The sequence below is a fragment of the Leptolyngbya sp. GB1-A1 genome (assembly GCF_039962475.1).
GTDB lineage: Bacteria > Cyanobacteriota > Cyanobacteriia > Elainellales > Elainellaceae > Leptolyngbya_A.
Map to the genome: position 1 here is coordinate 95,573 of NZ_JAMPLI010000010.1, position 14,921 is coordinate 110,493.

12 protein-coding genes are annotated in these 14,921 nt (G+C 54.0%); 4 read left to right on the forward strand and 8 right to left on the reverse strand.

Annotated features, from left to right (window positions below; genetic code table 11):
• Positions 1-148 precede the first annotated feature (148 nt).
• Positions 149-1,336, reverse strand: a complete 1,188-nt coding sequence (locus NDI45_RS12700) for an aldo/keto reductase (protein WP_348247542.1) — start codon at positions 1,334-1,336, stop codon at positions 149-151.
• A 169-nt stretch (positions 1,337-1,505) separates the two neighbouring features.
• Between NDI45_RS12700 and NDI45_RS12705 the strand changes: the two genes are divergently transcribed.
• Positions 1,506-2,546 (forward strand): DUF2325 domain-containing protein, encoded by a 1,041-nt coding sequence (locus NDI45_RS12705; RefSeq protein WP_348247543.1) that lies wholly within the window; start codon positions 1,506-1,508, stop codon positions 2,544-2,546.
• Between the two features lie 120 nt (positions 2,547-2,666).
• Here NDI45_RS12705 and rpiA read toward each other — a convergent pair whose 3' ends face one another.
• The 7 genes from rpiA to rpaB form a co-directional block, all read right to left on the reverse strand.
• Positions 2,667-3,374: a ribose-5-phosphate isomerase RpiA gene (rpiA, locus tag NDI45_RS12710; RefSeq protein ID WP_348247544.1), complete on the reverse strand. Its 708-nt coding sequence runs from the start codon at positions 3,372-3,374 to the stop codon at positions 2,667-2,669.
• 157 nt (positions 3,375-3,531) lie between these two features.
• Positions 3,532-3,819 (reverse strand): DUF2288 family protein, encoded by a 288-nt coding sequence (locus NDI45_RS12715; RefSeq protein WP_190791032.1) that lies wholly within the window; start codon positions 3,817-3,819, stop codon positions 3,532-3,534.
• Positions 3,820-3,871: 52 nt separating this feature from the next.
• A complete protein-coding gene (locus NDI45_RS12720) occupies positions 3,872-4,507 on the reverse strand; it encodes a lysophospholipid acyltransferase family protein (RefSeq protein WP_348247545.1) in 636 nt (211 codons plus the stop codon).
• 136 nt (positions 4,508-4,643) lie between these two features.
• A complete protein-coding gene (gene fabD / locus NDI45_RS12725) occupies positions 4,644-5,531 on the reverse strand; it encodes an ACP S-malonyltransferase (RefSeq protein ID WP_348247546.1) in 888 nt (295 codons plus the stop codon).
• Positions 5,532-5,636: 105 nt separating this feature from the next.
• Complete coding sequence (locus tag NDI45_RS12730; RefSeq protein ID WP_348247547.1) at positions 5,637-6,641, reverse strand: beta-ketoacyl-ACP synthase 3; 1,005 nt, start codon at positions 6,639-6,641, stop codon at positions 5,637-5,639.
• Positions 6,641-7,675, reverse strand: coding sequence for a phosphate acyltransferase PlsX (gene plsX / locus NDI45_RS12735; protein WP_190791021.1), 1,035 nt, complete (start codon positions 7,673-7,675; stop codon positions 6,641-6,643). The genes NDI45_RS12730 and plsX overlap by 1 nt, the downstream gene beginning before the upstream one ends.
• A 247-nt stretch (positions 7,676-7,922) precedes the next feature.
• Positions 7,923-8,654 (reverse strand): response regulator transcription factor RpaB, encoded by a 732-nt coding sequence (rpaB, locus tag NDI45_RS12740; RefSeq protein WP_199296439.1) that lies wholly within the window; start codon positions 8,652-8,654, stop codon positions 7,923-7,925.
• Between the two features lie 187 nt (positions 8,655-8,841).
• On the opposite strand from rpaB, the gene radA reads away from it, so the two are divergent.
• The 3 genes from radA (at position 8,842) to NDI45_RS12755 (ending at position 14,899) form a co-directional block, all read left to right on the forward strand.
• Complete coding sequence (radA, locus tag NDI45_RS12745; RefSeq protein WP_190791023.1) at positions 8,842-10,317, forward strand: DNA repair protein RadA; 1,476 nt, start codon at positions 8,842-8,844, stop codon at positions 10,315-10,317.
• A 128-nt stretch (positions 10,318-10,445) separates the two neighbouring features.
• Positions 10,446-12,527: a hypothetical protein gene (locus NDI45_RS12750; RefSeq protein ID WP_190791024.1), complete on the forward strand. Its 2,082-nt coding sequence runs from the start codon at positions 10,446-10,448 to the stop codon at positions 12,525-12,527.
• Between the two features lie 215 nt (positions 12,528-12,742).
• Positions 12,743-14,899 carry a hypothetical protein gene (locus tag NDI45_RS12755; protein ID WP_348247548.1) on the forward strand — a complete coding sequence of 719 codons (2,157 nt, stop codon included), beginning with the start codon at positions 12,743-12,745 and terminating at the stop codon, positions 14,897-14,899.
• Positions 14,900-14,921 lie beyond the last annotated feature (22 nt).

A 14,921-nucleotide genomic window follows, 5' to 3' on the forward strand; every position in this document is an offset into this window, starting at 1 on the left:
GGAAGGACAACAAAACTGCCGCAGCCTTGAATCAACCGTTCGTCAATACTGCAAAGGGATGCTGCGAAAGAGAATTCCCAATTTTACCTTTTTGCTCATCCCTCGGCTCCTTTTTCCGAATGGCACGCTCTAGAACTTGAAAACGTGTTTAAGACGACTGCTGCGAAAGGCGACGCACGCTTTCACCCCCCAGTAGCCGATCGGCAGACCGCAGAATCTGAGGAATCTCGCTGGCATGGGGGCTATTTCGCAGGCATTGCGTGAAGTCAACTTCGCTGGCGCAATCGGCTTTTCTGCCGAAGAACCAGTGTCCGCCGTTTCCCAGCAGGTTGTACCGCATTTTGGCAAAGTCGTGCATATCGTATGCTTGAACCAGATTAAACAGCCAGAGAATTATAGGAATGTTGATATGGTATGGGGTTTCTTCGGGCTGCGGTAAGCCAACATGCCAGGTTCGATACCAGGATTCACCAAGTGCCTCGATCGCCGCCTGCTCTAATCGATTCAAAATGGGCGGCAGCAGTTCCCCAGCGCGCTCCAGCAAAGCCAGCGTTTTCAGATGTTCGTCAAAATCCTGTGGACGGGCGGCTCCGACGCTTAGGGTATGCACCTGCGGCTGACTGAGGCAAAACAGATTGTTAAAGACGATCGGGCTCAGGGGCGCACAAAGGTCGATCAGCTTTTGCGAGGGCTGATAGAGCATTCCACCCTTATTGGAGGGGCTGATGATAAACACGCCCATCTCATGCCGGGTTGCTGCCTCGATCGCTGCCCAGTTGGTCTGATTAATGTAATACCAGTGCAGATTGACGTAATCGAATTGGTCGGTGTCGATCGCCCGGATGATCACATCGAGCGGGGCATGGGTCGAAAAGCCAATGAAGCGCACCTTACCCTGTTGCTGAAGCTTCTGCGCCACCTCCAGGCAGCCGCCGGGGCGAATCGATTGATGCAGTAGCTCTGCGTTGTTGATGCCGTGCAGCCCCAGTAGATCGACGTGATCGAGCTTCAGGTAAGCCAGCGATCGGTGAAAAGTGTCCTCGAATTCCTTGGGGCTATCAGTCGGGGCAACTTTTGTTTGTACGATGATTTGGTCGCGAGGGAGTTTGGGCAAAATGCGTCCAAGCTGCATTTCGGATGTGCCGTAGCCTCGCGCGGTTTCAATATGAGTAATGCCAACTTCGAGTGCCCGCCGAATTGTTGCCTCTAAATTTGCCTGGTTATCTACCGGGATATCGCCCGGTGAAACGTCCTGCCACTTGTACTGATAGCGCATTCCACCGCAGGAGAACACAGGCATCAACAGGTTGGTTCGTCCAAATCTTCGGTATTCCATCAAGGTTTCGCCCACGACTCGTCAGGAAGGTATCATGGCGAAGGCAAGCCGCTCCGCCCTAAAACTGGCAATAATAAAACTAACGAAACTTTATGCAGTCGGCAATTCTTGAGCATTTTCTACAGGAAAAGCCAGACTGTCTCTTAACGATCGCATTATTTCTTTTGATATGGACCCCTCAGATTTAGATGAACTTGAAAATGCTGTCCAGGATTTACTGTCGATGGCGCAAATAGAGCTAGAAGAAAGCCGCCTACAGCAGCAGCGTCAGGCACAGATTGATCAGGAAACCGCCCGAATCAAGGAACGGCTGGAGCCGCTGCTAGCGCAGGTTGAACAAATGCTGGCTCAGCTTACCCTAGAGGCATTTGGTGAAAGCATGACGCGGCTCAAACTGGAGGAAAAAGCTGCAGATTTAAGAGAAAAAATCGAAAACGCCCCGCTGCTGGCAGCTCAAACCGTCGATCGCCAGCTTATTCTCCACGAAGAAAGATTGCTTGATGAACGGCTCGCCGAGCAGACAAATCGCTGGCGACAGGGACTCAAAGCCGACCTGCTAGAGATGATTGCTGAACAGGAGGATTTCTATAGCGCCACGGAGGCGTCGATCGCCGTGCGTGCCTATCTGCATGATTTGAAAGCGATCGGGGCACTGGAGGACGTCGTGGGTGCGCTGATTGCCCAGATTAACCACCGCAGCGAAGAAGGTCCGGTTGCCCGGCTCAGAGGCAGCTATGAACAGACGCTCGGCTTCATCTACAACAAGGCTCTAGAAAACCGGGCAAGAGTCGAACGTGCCCCGGATGTTCAGCTTCGCGTTCGCCATCGCACTTTTGAAAAACGCCCCAATCCTTACAGTTCCCTGGAAGGCAAGGTGGTAATTTTTGGCGGACACGATCGCCTTGAAACCGCAATTCGCAACCGCTTGCGCGACTCAGAGGTGAATTTAATCTGGTGTACCGCTCAGGCAGGACCCCAGATCGCAGAGCAGGCAGAAAGCCACATCGCCACAGCAGATCTAGTTCTGGTCATGACCGCCTATACCAGCCACAAACTAACCGACAAGGCAACTCAGGCAGCCCAGCGAACCGGAAAAGCCGTTGAAATGATTAACACTACCGGAGTGGTGCGGGTGCTAGAGGCGATCGAATACGGGCTAAAGATGAAACAGTTTGCCCGCCGTCATAATCATCTCTCGAAGCCGGCTTGAGTAAAGGGGGCAAGGGAGTGAGGGATAGTTTCACCCATTCACAGGCCTGCCCCTTCCCTTCCCCAACCTGCTCCCCACTCACCCTTTCATCTCCCTGTCTCCTCATCCCCCAATCCTTGCCTAAAACTCCCGCACACTGGGCTGCCCATCCTTGAGTTCGCCCACCAGCACAATATCGGCAACGCCCACAAACAGCCCGTTGTCCAGCACACCCGGAATGTTATTGAGTGTTTTTTCCAGTTCAGCCGGATTGTCGATCGTGCCAAACTTGACATCGATGATCAGGTTGCCTTGATCAGTAATCACCGGACCATCTTTTTTAACCGCCATCCGGATTTCGGGTTGACCGCCCAGCTTCTCGATCGCCTTCATTACGGGGGTCATTGCCATTGGCAGCACTTCGATCGGTAGCGGGAAAGCTCCCAGGCGATCGACGAGTTTAGAGCTATCAACGACGACAATAAACTGTTCTGCTAGCCCGTCAACAATTTTTTCGCGGGTGTGGGCTGCGCCGCCGCCTTTAATCAGGTTTTTCTGGGGATCAACTTCGTCTGCGCCGTCAATGGCAATATCGATGCGATCGACTTCATCCAGCGTGGTGAGCGGAATGCCGTATTGCTTTGCCAGCACTGAAGCCTGAAACGATGTGGGAATGCCTTTGATGTCCTTCAGTTCGCCCGATTTGAGCCGATCGCCCAAAAACTGAATCATAAAGGCTGCGGTTGACCCTGTGCCCAAACCGACGATCGCCCCTGACTGCACCCGGCTAGCGGCTAATCTGCCCACTTCCTGCTTCATCACCTTGACCGGATCAACTCCTGCCGTCATATCAAACGCCTCCTCTGCTCATGTCTTTTGTGCTTCGACCTGCCTCTCATTTGCAGGACAAACGCGATCTAGCATGACGCAAAGCGGTACAAATTCAAAGAATTCCGCTCTGACTCTGGCAGGAAGGCTATTTTCTCAAGGCTTGTGCAAAGTTTGCTTATCGACTTTGAATCAGCACATAAGGCTGCACAATCAGCGCATTAAAGCGGCGTGATCGCTCCTGTCCCCAGTCAGAAAGCTGCTGCTGAGAGGGTTTTTGAATTTTTTGAGCCACGATCCACTCCTGCACGATCGCCACCTGATCATTCGCGATCGCAATGCCCACATCGACTAAATCCAGAGCCGGATCGACCAGAACGACGGCATCGCGCTGAGCATGGGGAATCAGCCAGTCCCACTCTGCCTCGTCCACCATTTTTTCTAAATCAGCTCTTAAGTCCATAATCCAAAGGGATAATCGGCATTTCACAATTCTAACAAGCGGCAGTTTGACCCCGTTATCGTCCCAGGTTATGCAGGCCATGAATGCGATCGACACAATGCTGCGTCACGGCTTCTAGCTCTTCTCGCTTGTTAGACACCGGAGGCAAAATTGGCTCCCCAATTCGCACGGTAATGGGCACACGCCGAGGTCGCTTATCCCCTTTGTGAAGAATCTTCTCAGTTCCCCAAAGGCTGATGGGCAGCAGCGGAACCTGTGTTTTAGCGGCCAGCATTGCGGCTCCCAGTTTCGGAGAATGAATCCGGGCATCTGGGGTGCGTGTCCCTTCCAAAAATACGCCCACTGCCCAACCTTGCTCTAACTGTGCCAAAGCGGCTCGAATTGCGCTGCGATCAGCTGAACCCCGCTTGACCGGATACGCCCCATAAAGCCGGATTGCCTGACTCAGCACAGGAACATTGAACAACTCTTCCTTTGCCATGTAAGATACCGGACGACGTACACAACAAGAGACGATTGGCGGGTCGAAATCGCTAGCGTGATTCGCAACCACCAGCAGCGGTCCTGCTTTAGGCACGTTTTCTGCGCCATGAATTCGCCCTCTAAAGTAGCCGTGCAGCATCGGAGCCACCACTGACCATTTGAATAGGTGGTAGAGCGCAAGGCTGATTCGGGGTTCACGCTGACGCATAGATTCTGCTCAAAATGGCAAATTGATTATCGCGTAGGATACTTTAGCAAAGCGTAAGGCATGGGGCTTTAAGCTTCCAAGATTGATGCGTTACGGCTTTGCCTAACCCATCCTAACAATGCTGGATTTGTATTCCTCAAAAGGCTTGAGCTGGGATCTCGGCAAGACTGCTCACATTGGCCAGTTCCATTCCGGGACAGGCACGCTTTAGCAGTCCGGTCAGTACTTTGCCTGGACCCACTTCGATCGCCTGATTAATTTCCAGGTTTGTAAACGCCAGGGAAATTTCGCGCCAGCGTACTGAGCCAGTCATCTGCCGCATCAGCCGATCCCTCAGCAGCGCAGCATCGGTGGCAGGGGTGGGGTCAACGTTCGACAGCACGGGAACCTGAGCGGATTGAAAGGCGATCGTCTCTAACACCTGATTAAATTCTGCTGCCGCGTCGCTCATCTGCGGCGAATGAAATGCCCCGCTGACGTTCAGCTTCACTGCTTTCTTAGACTTCACGTTTGCCATGATTGTCTCAACTGCTTCGGGAGTGCCGGAGATGACGACCTGGGCATCGCTGTTGTCGTTGGCAAGGACGACGCTAGGCGTTTGGGCAAGCTGCGCTTCAAGCTGGGCGCGATCGAACCCGATCAAAGCTGCCATCAGACCACCAGAAGCCTGTTCCATTAGCTCCGATCGCCGCTTTACTAAGCGCAGTCCCGATTCAAAATCAAACACGCCTGCGGCATAGAGTGCGCTGTATTCACCCAGGCTATGTCCGGCAACAACATCTGGGGTGAGTCCGCGATCGCGCATCAAATCGGTGAGAACTGCCTCAATCACATACAGGCAAGGCTGGGTGTACAGCGTTTTGGAGAGCTTATCTTCTGCGCTCTGGCAAATTTCGGGCACAGACCAGCCAAGAATTTTCTCTGCCTGAACAAACCGCGCTTTCGCAGACTCGATTTCGAGCAGATCGCTGCCCATGCCGCTAGCCTGGGAACCTTGTCCCGGAAACACCCATGCTGTTTTCATTGCAATTTGTCCGAGTTCTTGATCTAAATTTTTAGTGAATTGAGTGAATTGATCGATCGGGTTGATTGGTTCGACTTAAATTTCAGGGCAGTGATACAACAGTCGCTATTTGCCCCATTGAAAAATAGCTGCGCCCCAGGACATACCTGCCCCAAATCCGGCAGAGGCAATTACGTCTCCGGGTTTCACATGTTCTGCCCGCACTGCTTCATCCAGGGCGAGCGGTATCGATGCCGCTGAGGTATTGCCGTATCGCGCCATGTTGCTGATTACCTTTTCTTTAGGCAGCGCGAGCCGATCCGCTACAGCATCAAGAATGCGCTGGTTTGCCTGATGTAGCAGCAGCCAGTCGATTTGCTCCGCAGCCAGGTTTGCCCGAAATAAGGCTTTCTCGATCACTTCCGGCACTTTTCGCACCGCAAAGCGATAGACTTCCTGTCCGTTCATTTGAATGGGTTGATAACTACCCTGTCCGATCGCCACATCATCAACTAATTCTCTTGGCTGTCCCTCATGGGCCAACGTCAGATAATTGCTCAGGCTGCCGTCGCTGCGAAGCTCAAATCCCAGGAGTCGATCGCCCACGCTCGAAGCCTGCATCACGACTGCGCCTGCCCCGTCTCCAAACAAAACGCAGGTGCGACGATCGCCCCAGTCTACCCAGCGCGATAAGACATCTGCCCCGATCAGCAGCACGGTTTGATAAGCTCCAGTGCGAATATACTGGGCAGCAGTCACCATGCCGAAAACGAAACCGGAACAGGCTGCGGTCAGGTCAAAAGCTGCGGCTCGATGGGCACCGATCGCCATCTGAATTTGACTGGCACTGCCAAACAGATCGTCTGCTGTGGAAGTTGCCAGGATGATCAGATCCACATCGGCAGCGGAGATGCCTGCCATGTTGAGGGCATTTTGAGCTGCCTGCGCTGCGAACTGCTTGAGCGATTCCCCCGGGGCTGCCAGATGCCGCTGATGAATTCCGGTACGGCTGGCAATCCACTCGTCCGAGGTTTCAACGACCCGGCTCATATTCTCGTTATCTAGAACTGCCTCCGGTGCAGCCGAGCCGCTTCCGGTGAAGGCAACCCCGATTCCTGATTGGTTTGACATTATTCCTCGTTGGTGGCAGTTGCCTGGATTTTTTGATACTGCGATCGGATGCGATCGAGGACATCATGATCCACCGCTTCTTTTGCCAGCCGGATCGCATTAAAAACTGACGGAGCCTGAGAGCTGCCATGACTGATAATGCAGATGCCATCCACGCCCAGCAGCAGTCCGCCACCGTGTTCTGCGTGGTCAACTCTTTGCTTGATCCGGCGCAGGTTGGGCTTCAGCAGCATCGCGCCCAAACGCCCCCGCCAGCCGCGCGGCAGTTCTTCCCGTAGAATTTGCAGCAGCACTTCTCCAACCGCCTCGGCAAATTTCAGCAGCACGTTGCCGACAAAGCCATCGCAGACAATCACATCAAACCGACCGGAAAGCACATCGCGCCCTTCAGCATTGCCCACAAACGAGAGGCTGGAATTCTTTTCTAATAATTCGTAGGTGCGGAGGGCCAGTTCATTGCCCTTGGAAGACTCTTCGCCGATGTTGAGTAAGCCGACCTTCGGCGCATCTACACCCAGTACGTACTGAGAATAGACATTTCCCATCACCGCAAACTGCTCCAGAAACTTCGGACGGCAATCTACGTTTGCGCCCACATCCAGAATCAGCACCGATTTATTCGCATCCATCGTGGGTAGGACAGTTCCAATGGCGGGGCGATCGATGCCCCTGATTCGACCCAGGCGCAGCAGAGCTGCTGCCATTGCCGCCCCCGAATGACCTGCCGAAACGACCGCATCGGCCCGTCCCTGCTTTACCAAATCCATTGCAACGTTGATAGATGCTTTGGGCTTGCGTCGCAGACCGCTCAACGGCTCCTCATGCATCTCGATGATGCCCTCAGCCGGAACAATCTCCAGCTGAAGCGAAGTGTTGTGCTGCTTCATCACAGCTTTGATTTGCTCAGGGTCGCCCACCAAAAGGACTTCTACCCCTAGCTCTGCCTGTGCTCGTAATGCGCCCGCTACGATTTCGCCTGGGGCAAAATCCCCTCCCATCGCGTCCACTGCGATCCGTGCCTGAGTCGATCCCATTGATCAAAGTGATAGAAACCTCACAAATTTTATCAGATGAAATCTACTCCTTAACGCAGAGATTTAGCAGAGATCTCACGGAGAGAAGCTCAAATTTTCATGCTCTGTACTGTTGGATGAGCGAAACTCTTGTGTTTTATAAGCGTGCCTTCTGGGTTTACCTTCTGGAGTCACTATCTTACCGGTGCCCGAACCCGGACGGGCAAGAGGCTCATCCTACCAAAAAATTGGAGCTGCACACTGCGGATTACTCCGTTTCTCCGGGTGGTACAATCCGCTGAAACAGATAGCCCGTGCCGCGAGCGGTCAGAATTAGCTCCGGGTTGCTGGGGTCATCTTCGAGCTTGGCGCGCAGGCGGGAGATATGCACATCCACCACTCGCGTATCGACGTGACGCTCTGGCGTATAACCCCAGACTTCCTGCAAGATTTCAGCGCGAGAAAATGGCTCACCTGATCGCCCCACCAGCAGTTCGAGCAGGCTAAATTCCATACCCGTGAGCCGAATGCGCTCATCGCCTTTGTAGACCTGGCGTTTATTGGTATCGATGCGAATGTTGTTGATTTGAATGACACCAGAGCTGGGAATGCCGGACGTGCCCGTTTTTTCAACGCGACGCAGCACCGATCGAATTCGGGCTTCCAGTTCTTTGGGGGAGAAAGGTTTTACGACATAATCATCTGCGCCAAGCTCTAAGCCTGTGATGCGATCGGCAACGTCTCCTAGCGCAGTCAACATAATAATCGGCACGTCAGACTCTTTGCGAAGCTCCTGACAAACGCCATAGCCGTCGAGCTTGGGCATCATCACATCTAGCACGACCAGATCGGGGTCTGCATTGCGAAATGTTTCGAGGGCTTCTTCACCGTCGGCTGCCGTGACGACATCGTAGCCAATCATCGAAAGGCGAGTTTCGAGAATGCGGCGGATACTGGCTTCATCATCGACCACCAGGATTTTTTCTTTATGGCTTTCCAACTGACTTAACACTCCTTGAAGCGTGTTTTTATCAATAAATTTTTGTCACTTTATCATTAAGATATTAGCTCACTTAATTCAACAGAGAGACCTTCATCTCCCATTGTTCTAACATTTCACTCTTTCTTAAGAGTCATTTCGCTTCTGAAGATTCTTTAAGCACTCTCAAATTATTTTCTCTCCAAGAATGCCTAAACCCAAAAAGCTCTATGTCTGTAATGCCTGCGGTGGAGAATCGCTGCAACATTTTGGCAGATGTCCGAACTGCGGCGAGTGGGACACCCTAGTTGAACAGGTGGTTGCCGCGCCTGCCGCGATTAACCGACGCGCTACCGCAGTTGCTGCCCGCAATGGTAGCCGATCGAAAACAGATGCTCCTCAAGCCGTTGCCTCGCTGACTTTTGCCCAAATTCATGACCATCCCCGATCGCGTATTTCCTCGGGCTATGGGGAACTCGATCGCGTGTTGGGCGGTGGCATTGTCCCCGGTTCGCTGGTTTTGATTGGTGGCGACCCTGGCATCGGGAAATCAACCCTGCTATTACAAGTTGCAAATCAGCTTGCTCAACGGCATCGAACCCTCTACGTCTGTGCGGAGGAATCTGGGCAGCAGGTGAAACTTCGATCGCAGCGATTGGGAATTGGGCTGGCTGAACTCGCCGAAGATGCCCAACCCATTCATCCAAAGCTGCTGGTGGATGATTCGCCCCGGTCTGAGGATGCCGACCTTTACCTGCTGCCCGAGATCGATATGCAATCGATCGTGCGTGAACTGGAATCGCTCCGTCCTCAGGTTGCCATTATCGACAGTATCCAGGCAATCTACGATACGGAAATTGCATCCGCTCCGGGCTCGGTGTCTCAGGTGCGGGAGTGTACCTCGGCACTGATGCAGGTTGCCAAGCGCGACCACATTACGCTGTTCATTGTCGGGCACGTCACGAAAGAAGGCGCGATCGCCGGACCGAAAGTGCTGGAACACCTGGTGGATACAGTGCTGTACTTTGAAGGCGATCGATTTGCCAGCCATCGTCTCTTGCGATCGGTAAAAAACCGCTTTGGCGCGACCCATGAACTGGGCGTGTTTGAAATGGCAGACCGTGGCTTAGAAGAAGTCCGCAATCCGTCGGAGCTGTTTTTGGGCAACCGGGATGAGCAGTCTCCGGGCACGGCGACGATCGTGGCTTGCGAAGGAACCCGTCCGCTCGTGGTGGAGCTTCAGGCGTTGGTCAGCCCGACAAGCTATACCTCACCGAGGCGATCGACGACGGGGCTGGAATACAACCGTTTGCTGCAAATTCTGGCGGTGCTGGAAAAGCGCGTTGGTATTCCCTTGTCGAAGCTGGATGCGTACGTTGCGTCATCGGGGGGGCTGAACGTGGCGGAACCCGCTGCCGATCTGGGCGTAGCAGTGGCGATTGCGGCCAGCTTCCGCGATCGAGTGGTTGACCCGGAAACGGTGGTGATTGGGGAAGTCGGATTAGGCGGACAGATTCGTCCTGTCTCCCAGATGGAACCGCGTTTGAAGGAAGCGGCAAAGCTGGGCTTTAAGCGGGCGATTATTCCGTCGAGCCACGGTATCTCGATCCCTGGAATGGAGATCGTGTCCGTATCTAGAGTGGTAGATGCGATTACTGCGGCACTGGTAGGGTCAAAATCATAAAAAGTTGCACAATTTCTGCCTGAACTGTGATCCAATTTTGTGATCTGTGAGTAAGCTGATCATCCAGACCGATCGCAAATGTCGATTGAGTTCGATCAGTTCATGGTGCGTTCAGGCGGAGTGTCGGTGTGAGGAATGTTTCCCAGTCTCAGTTCAATTTGCCCCCCATTCTAAAACCTCGGTTGGATGGGTCTGGCCAGGGCAGGCGATCGGTCGAACTGCCTCCAGTGCAGCAGGCGCAGCCCCTCCCTGAGCCGAATCACCCCCTACAGCCTTCAGAAGCGGTTCAGCCGCCACCCGCAAAGTCAACGGTGGGGAAAGTCGGGAAGCGGCAATCAAAATCAAAGCCCAAGCCAAAGTTCAATCTCAAATTCAATCTCAAAACAGGCTTACTCAACCCAGCAGCAGCCCAGCTCAAACGACTGCCCCAACCAAAACTCACCGTTCCTGCGGTCAAATTGCCTGCGATTCCCCTGCCCCCGATGCCCGCTTTCCTGAAGACCCAGCCGAAACCGTGGGAGTGGTCGATCGTCTGGCTCTGGGCACTGGGCGCGTTCGGTGGCTTGGGCATTGTTGCTTTTGCCTGGATGGCAAGTCTGCCTCCCTTGCCCGAATGCCGTTCCATAGCCCGGACTTCGCCCGGAAACCTGCGGCTGTACTGCGCTCAGGAAAAGGCGCGATCGGGTCAGCTTCCAGATCTCCTGGCGGCAATGGCACTAATCAACGGCTGGTCAGAGCAGGAACCTTTGTACGATGAGGTGCAGCGATCGATTTCGGATTGGTCAACACTGGTGCTGATTGCGGCTCGCGATCAAATGGCGCAAAACGACTTGAAGGGTGCGATTGATACGGCAAACCAGATTCCAGCATCGAGCGCGGTGTATCCCGAAGCGCAGGAAACGATCGCCCACTGGGAACAGCAGTGGCAAAAGGGAGAGCAGATTTATGCCGCCGCTCAAGCCGCAATGCAGGCAAAAAATTGGACAGAGGCATCTGATTGGATTGCGACGCTGAATGAGCTTCAGCAAGACTACTGGCGGGTGACTCAAGCCGATCGTTTGGCGCAGCAAATTCAGGCAGAAAAGCAGGGCTGGCAGGCACTCAACAAAGCGCGAAAAGTGGCGCAAAGCCGATCGATTTCGGATTTAGCAGGGGCGATCGGGCTGGTGAAAGACATTGTGCCCCAAACCTATGCCTGGCAAGCAGCGCAGGCAGATCTTGAACAATGGGGGCGATCGCTGCTTGATCTGGCAATGCGTCAGTGGCAGCAGGGCGATCTGAATGGGGCGATCGTTGCCGTTCAGCAGGTTCCCTTGAATGTGCCGCTGCCGTCCGAAGTGCAGGATTTAGTCAAGTTCAGCCATGCGGAGAAGCAGGTAGCTCAGGTCAATGAAGATTCCTCCTGGCAGCAGATCTGGAGCCTGATCGAAGGCATCTCGGCAATGAGTCAAATTTCTACTTCGAGTCCGCTCTATCCGCAGGCGCAGGCAAGGCAGCAAACCTGGGAAAAACAGTTTCAAGACGGTGTTCAGCTTCAGTGGGCAACCTTGGGAGCACAGCTAGGGCAGCAATCGACGTTGAATTGGGCGATCGAGCAAACGAAACCGATCGTTGGTCGAAGTTCGATGACGAACGAGGGGCAAAATTTGATCGCTCAGTGGCAAAAGCAAATTCAAATTATCGAAGATCAGCCCATTCTGAATGCAGCAGAGACGGTCGCCGCCCGAAACACGATTCCCGACTTGCAACAGGCGATCGCTCACCTGCGACAAATTCCGTCCGATCGGGCAACCTGGAGCGAAACTCAGCGTCTAACGTCTCAATGGCAGCAGCAGATCCAACTGCTTGAAGATCAGCCGATTTGGAACGAGGCGCAAACTCTGGCAAAGCGGGAACAATACACCGAAGCCATTGCCCTTGTTGGGAAGATTGGCAGCAGCCGTGCCCTGTATCCCCAGGTGCAACAGGCGATCGAAACCTGGAAGATGGCGATTCGCAGCGCAGAAATGGCAGCCGATCGTATAATCCTGAATCGGGCAAAAGCGTTTGCAGCGAAAGGGGATTTGACCGGAGCAATTGCAACCGCAGCTGAAATCCAGCCGGGTCGGGATTTGTATCTCGAAGCGCAGGGGGCGATCGGGCAATGGCTGAAGCAGCGAGATGGTGATGCGTTTAGCAGCGATGCAGACGAAGCGGATGATTTGTTTTAGGCAGCTCTTCGCCCTTCCTCTGTCAAAAGATAGGTTAGCGATCGAGGGGCGATCGGTTTACTATTCGGTAGACAGATTCAATAAAAGGTTTTGATAGCTGTACCTTTGCTACGGTTAGAGTCACGCTTGATTCAAAACAAATTCGTTTTCTTCAGTTGGTGTCGCTGTTCAAAAATTAACCTGACAGATGCTCTGAAGGGGTGTATGAAGGCGATATGGTGAAAAATCCGTTTTGGGATCGTTTGGAGAAAAAAAGAACACCGCCTGTTCTGCGAAGCTTCTTTGCAGCGCGACAGAATACTCCGGCAGATTTGTCTCCGGCTGAGGGAGTTGCAGAGCCGGACAGCTCACCGATGGAAGGCTCGACCGCAAGAGCTGGTTCTGTTCCGGGCTGGCGATGGTCGTTGACCTGGCTGGTTGTGCTGGCGATCTTTTGCGGCATGGGAACTTCGGCGTTTATCTGGCTGGTGATGCTGCCGCCGCCTGTTGAATGCAAGCAGATGTCTGACCAGAGTACAGATATGGAGCGGCTTTACTGTGCTCAAGAAGCAGCGCGATCGGGCGAATTAAAAGATTTGGTCGCAGGAATCGAGACGCTGAATCAATGGTCTTCTGATCATCCGCTTCACGGACAAGCCCAGGATTTAATTGCCACGTGGTCTGGGCAGCTTCTCGAAATCGCCCGCGCCAAGGTCAAGCAAAATGATCTCAAAGGCGCACTGGCTGCCGTTCAGAAAATTCCGAAAACGACGCCTGTTTACGCAGAGGCACAAAAATCGGTGGCGATCTGGCAAAAATACGCGCAGCAGGCAGCCGTGATGTATGCCAAAGCCCAAACCGCGCTCAAGCAGCAGCAATGGGATATTGTTGCCGAACAGATTCTCGCTCTGTCTGATTTTGAGCAAACCTACTGGCAGCTTGAGAAAGGCTCAACGGCTCTGAGTCAACAGCTTGGAGCAGAAAAACAGGCACGCCAAACGCTTTCCCAGGCACGCAGACTGGCTGCCAATCCCGATTCGCTTCAACTTGGAGTAGCGATCGCCACCGCTTCCCAAATTTCGGGCGGAACCTATGCGGCTGAAGAAGCCAGTCCTTTGCTGAAACAGTGGAGCCAAAAGCTGCTGACGCTGGCAAACCAGAAATGGCAGCAGGGCAACCCGCAGGCAGCAGTCGATCTGCTTCGCTCGGTTCCCGCAACCGTCAAACTGCCAGAAGTGCAGGATCTCGTCCGATTCGCGCAGGCATATCAGCTTGCGATCGGCGGGGCAACCTCGAAATGGATGCCGTCGCTAGAGCAGCTCTATCGCTTGATGGAAGCGATCGGCGCACTCAAGCAAATTCCCTCTGGCAGTCCGTTTTATGCCCAGGCCCAAAGCCTCCAGAAAAACTGGCAGGCACAGCTTCAGGATTTGACTCAGCTTCAATTCGCCTACATGACGGCAGAAGTGGGACAGCACAATAGTTTGCAGTGGGCGATCGCTCAGGCAAGTCAGATTCCCCCCAAAAATCCGCGCCGTCTCCTGGCACAAACGCTGGTTTCTCACTGGCAGAAAGAATCAGAGCGGATCGAAGACCAGCCAATTCTCGAGCGCGCCTTGGCACTGGCAAAACCGGGAGATAGCCGATCGCTAAAAAATGCAATTGAGCAAGCCCGACGAGTCCAGCCCAGACGCTCACTACGGCTCCAGGCGCAAACCCTGATTGCCTCCTGGCAGGATCAGATCGAACGGATCGAAGATCAGCCGCTGCTCGACCAGGCGTGGCTACTGGCGGAAAATGGCGACCTCGACACCGCAATTACCGTGGTGAAGAAGGTGGCTCCCGGACGAGTACTTTATCGTGAGGCACAATCCCTGGTCGATCGCTGGAACACCGAACTCATCGTTCGAGCGCAAATTGCCGCCGATCGTCCCATTCTCGATCGAGCGCGATCGCTGGCAGCAAATGGCGACCTGTCCACTGCAATCAGCGTGGCAAGCCAGATCGACCCTGGACGTGCCCTGTACGGCGAGGCGCAAAGTGCGATCGGAGGCTGGCAGGCAGAACGCGATCGGCTTTGGAACCCCCAGCCTGATGTTTCTGACGATTACAGTGAGCCATTGCTCGACGATTCCGAATATAGTCCTGCACCGGACAGCCAGTGGAGTCCCTCGCCGGAACCATTTCCCAATTCTACTGATCCGGCAACCGGAGGACTGCCCTCGGCGATCGAAACTGTGCCCGCTCCAGAATCCTCGCCAGTGGTCGTTGAAACCGAGCCCGCCCCGCCACCCCCGCCAGAGGCGATCGAACCAGCCCCCACCCCTCAGGCAGAGCCATCCCCCGAAGAACCTCCGTTTGACGGCTACTACGACAGTCGCTACAACAACTAGGGCTAGTCATGATTAGAATTAC

Coding starts and splice junctions, on each gene's coding strand:
- plsX (WP_190791021.1), bottom strand. CDS start 7,675: ATGGGATCGACTCAGGCACGGATCGCAGTGGACGCGATGGGAGGGGAT.
- NDI45_RS12705 (WP_348247543.1), top strand. CDS start 1,506: ATGGACCCCTCAGATTTAGATGAACTTGAAAATGCTGTCCAGGATTTA.
- NDI45_RS12730 (WP_348247547.1), bottom strand. CDS start 6,641: ATGTCAAACCAATCAGGAATCGGGGTTGCCTTCACCGGAAGCGGCTCG.
- NDI45_RS12755 (WP_348247548.1), top strand. CDS start 12,743: ATGGTGAAAAATCCGTTTTGGGATCGTTTGGAGAAAAAAAGAACACCG.
- rpiA (WP_348247544.1), bottom strand. CDS start 3,374: ATGACGGCAGGAGTTGATCCGGTCAAGGTGATGAAGCAGGAAGTGGGC.
- NDI45_RS12700 (WP_348247542.1), bottom strand. CDS start 1,336: ATGGAATACCGAAGATTTGGACGAACCAACCTGTTGATGCCTGTGTTC.
- radA (WP_190791023.1), top strand. CDS start 8,842: ATGCCTAAACCCAAAAAGCTCTATGTCTGTAATGCCTGCGGTGGAGAA.
- NDI45_RS12720 (WP_348247545.1), bottom strand. CDS start 4,507: ATGCGTCAGCGTGAACCCCGAATCAGCCTTGCGCTCTACCACCTATTC.
- fabD (WP_348247546.1), bottom strand. CDS start 5,531: ATGAAAACAGCATGGGTGTTTCCGGGACAAGGTTCCCAGGCTAGCGGC.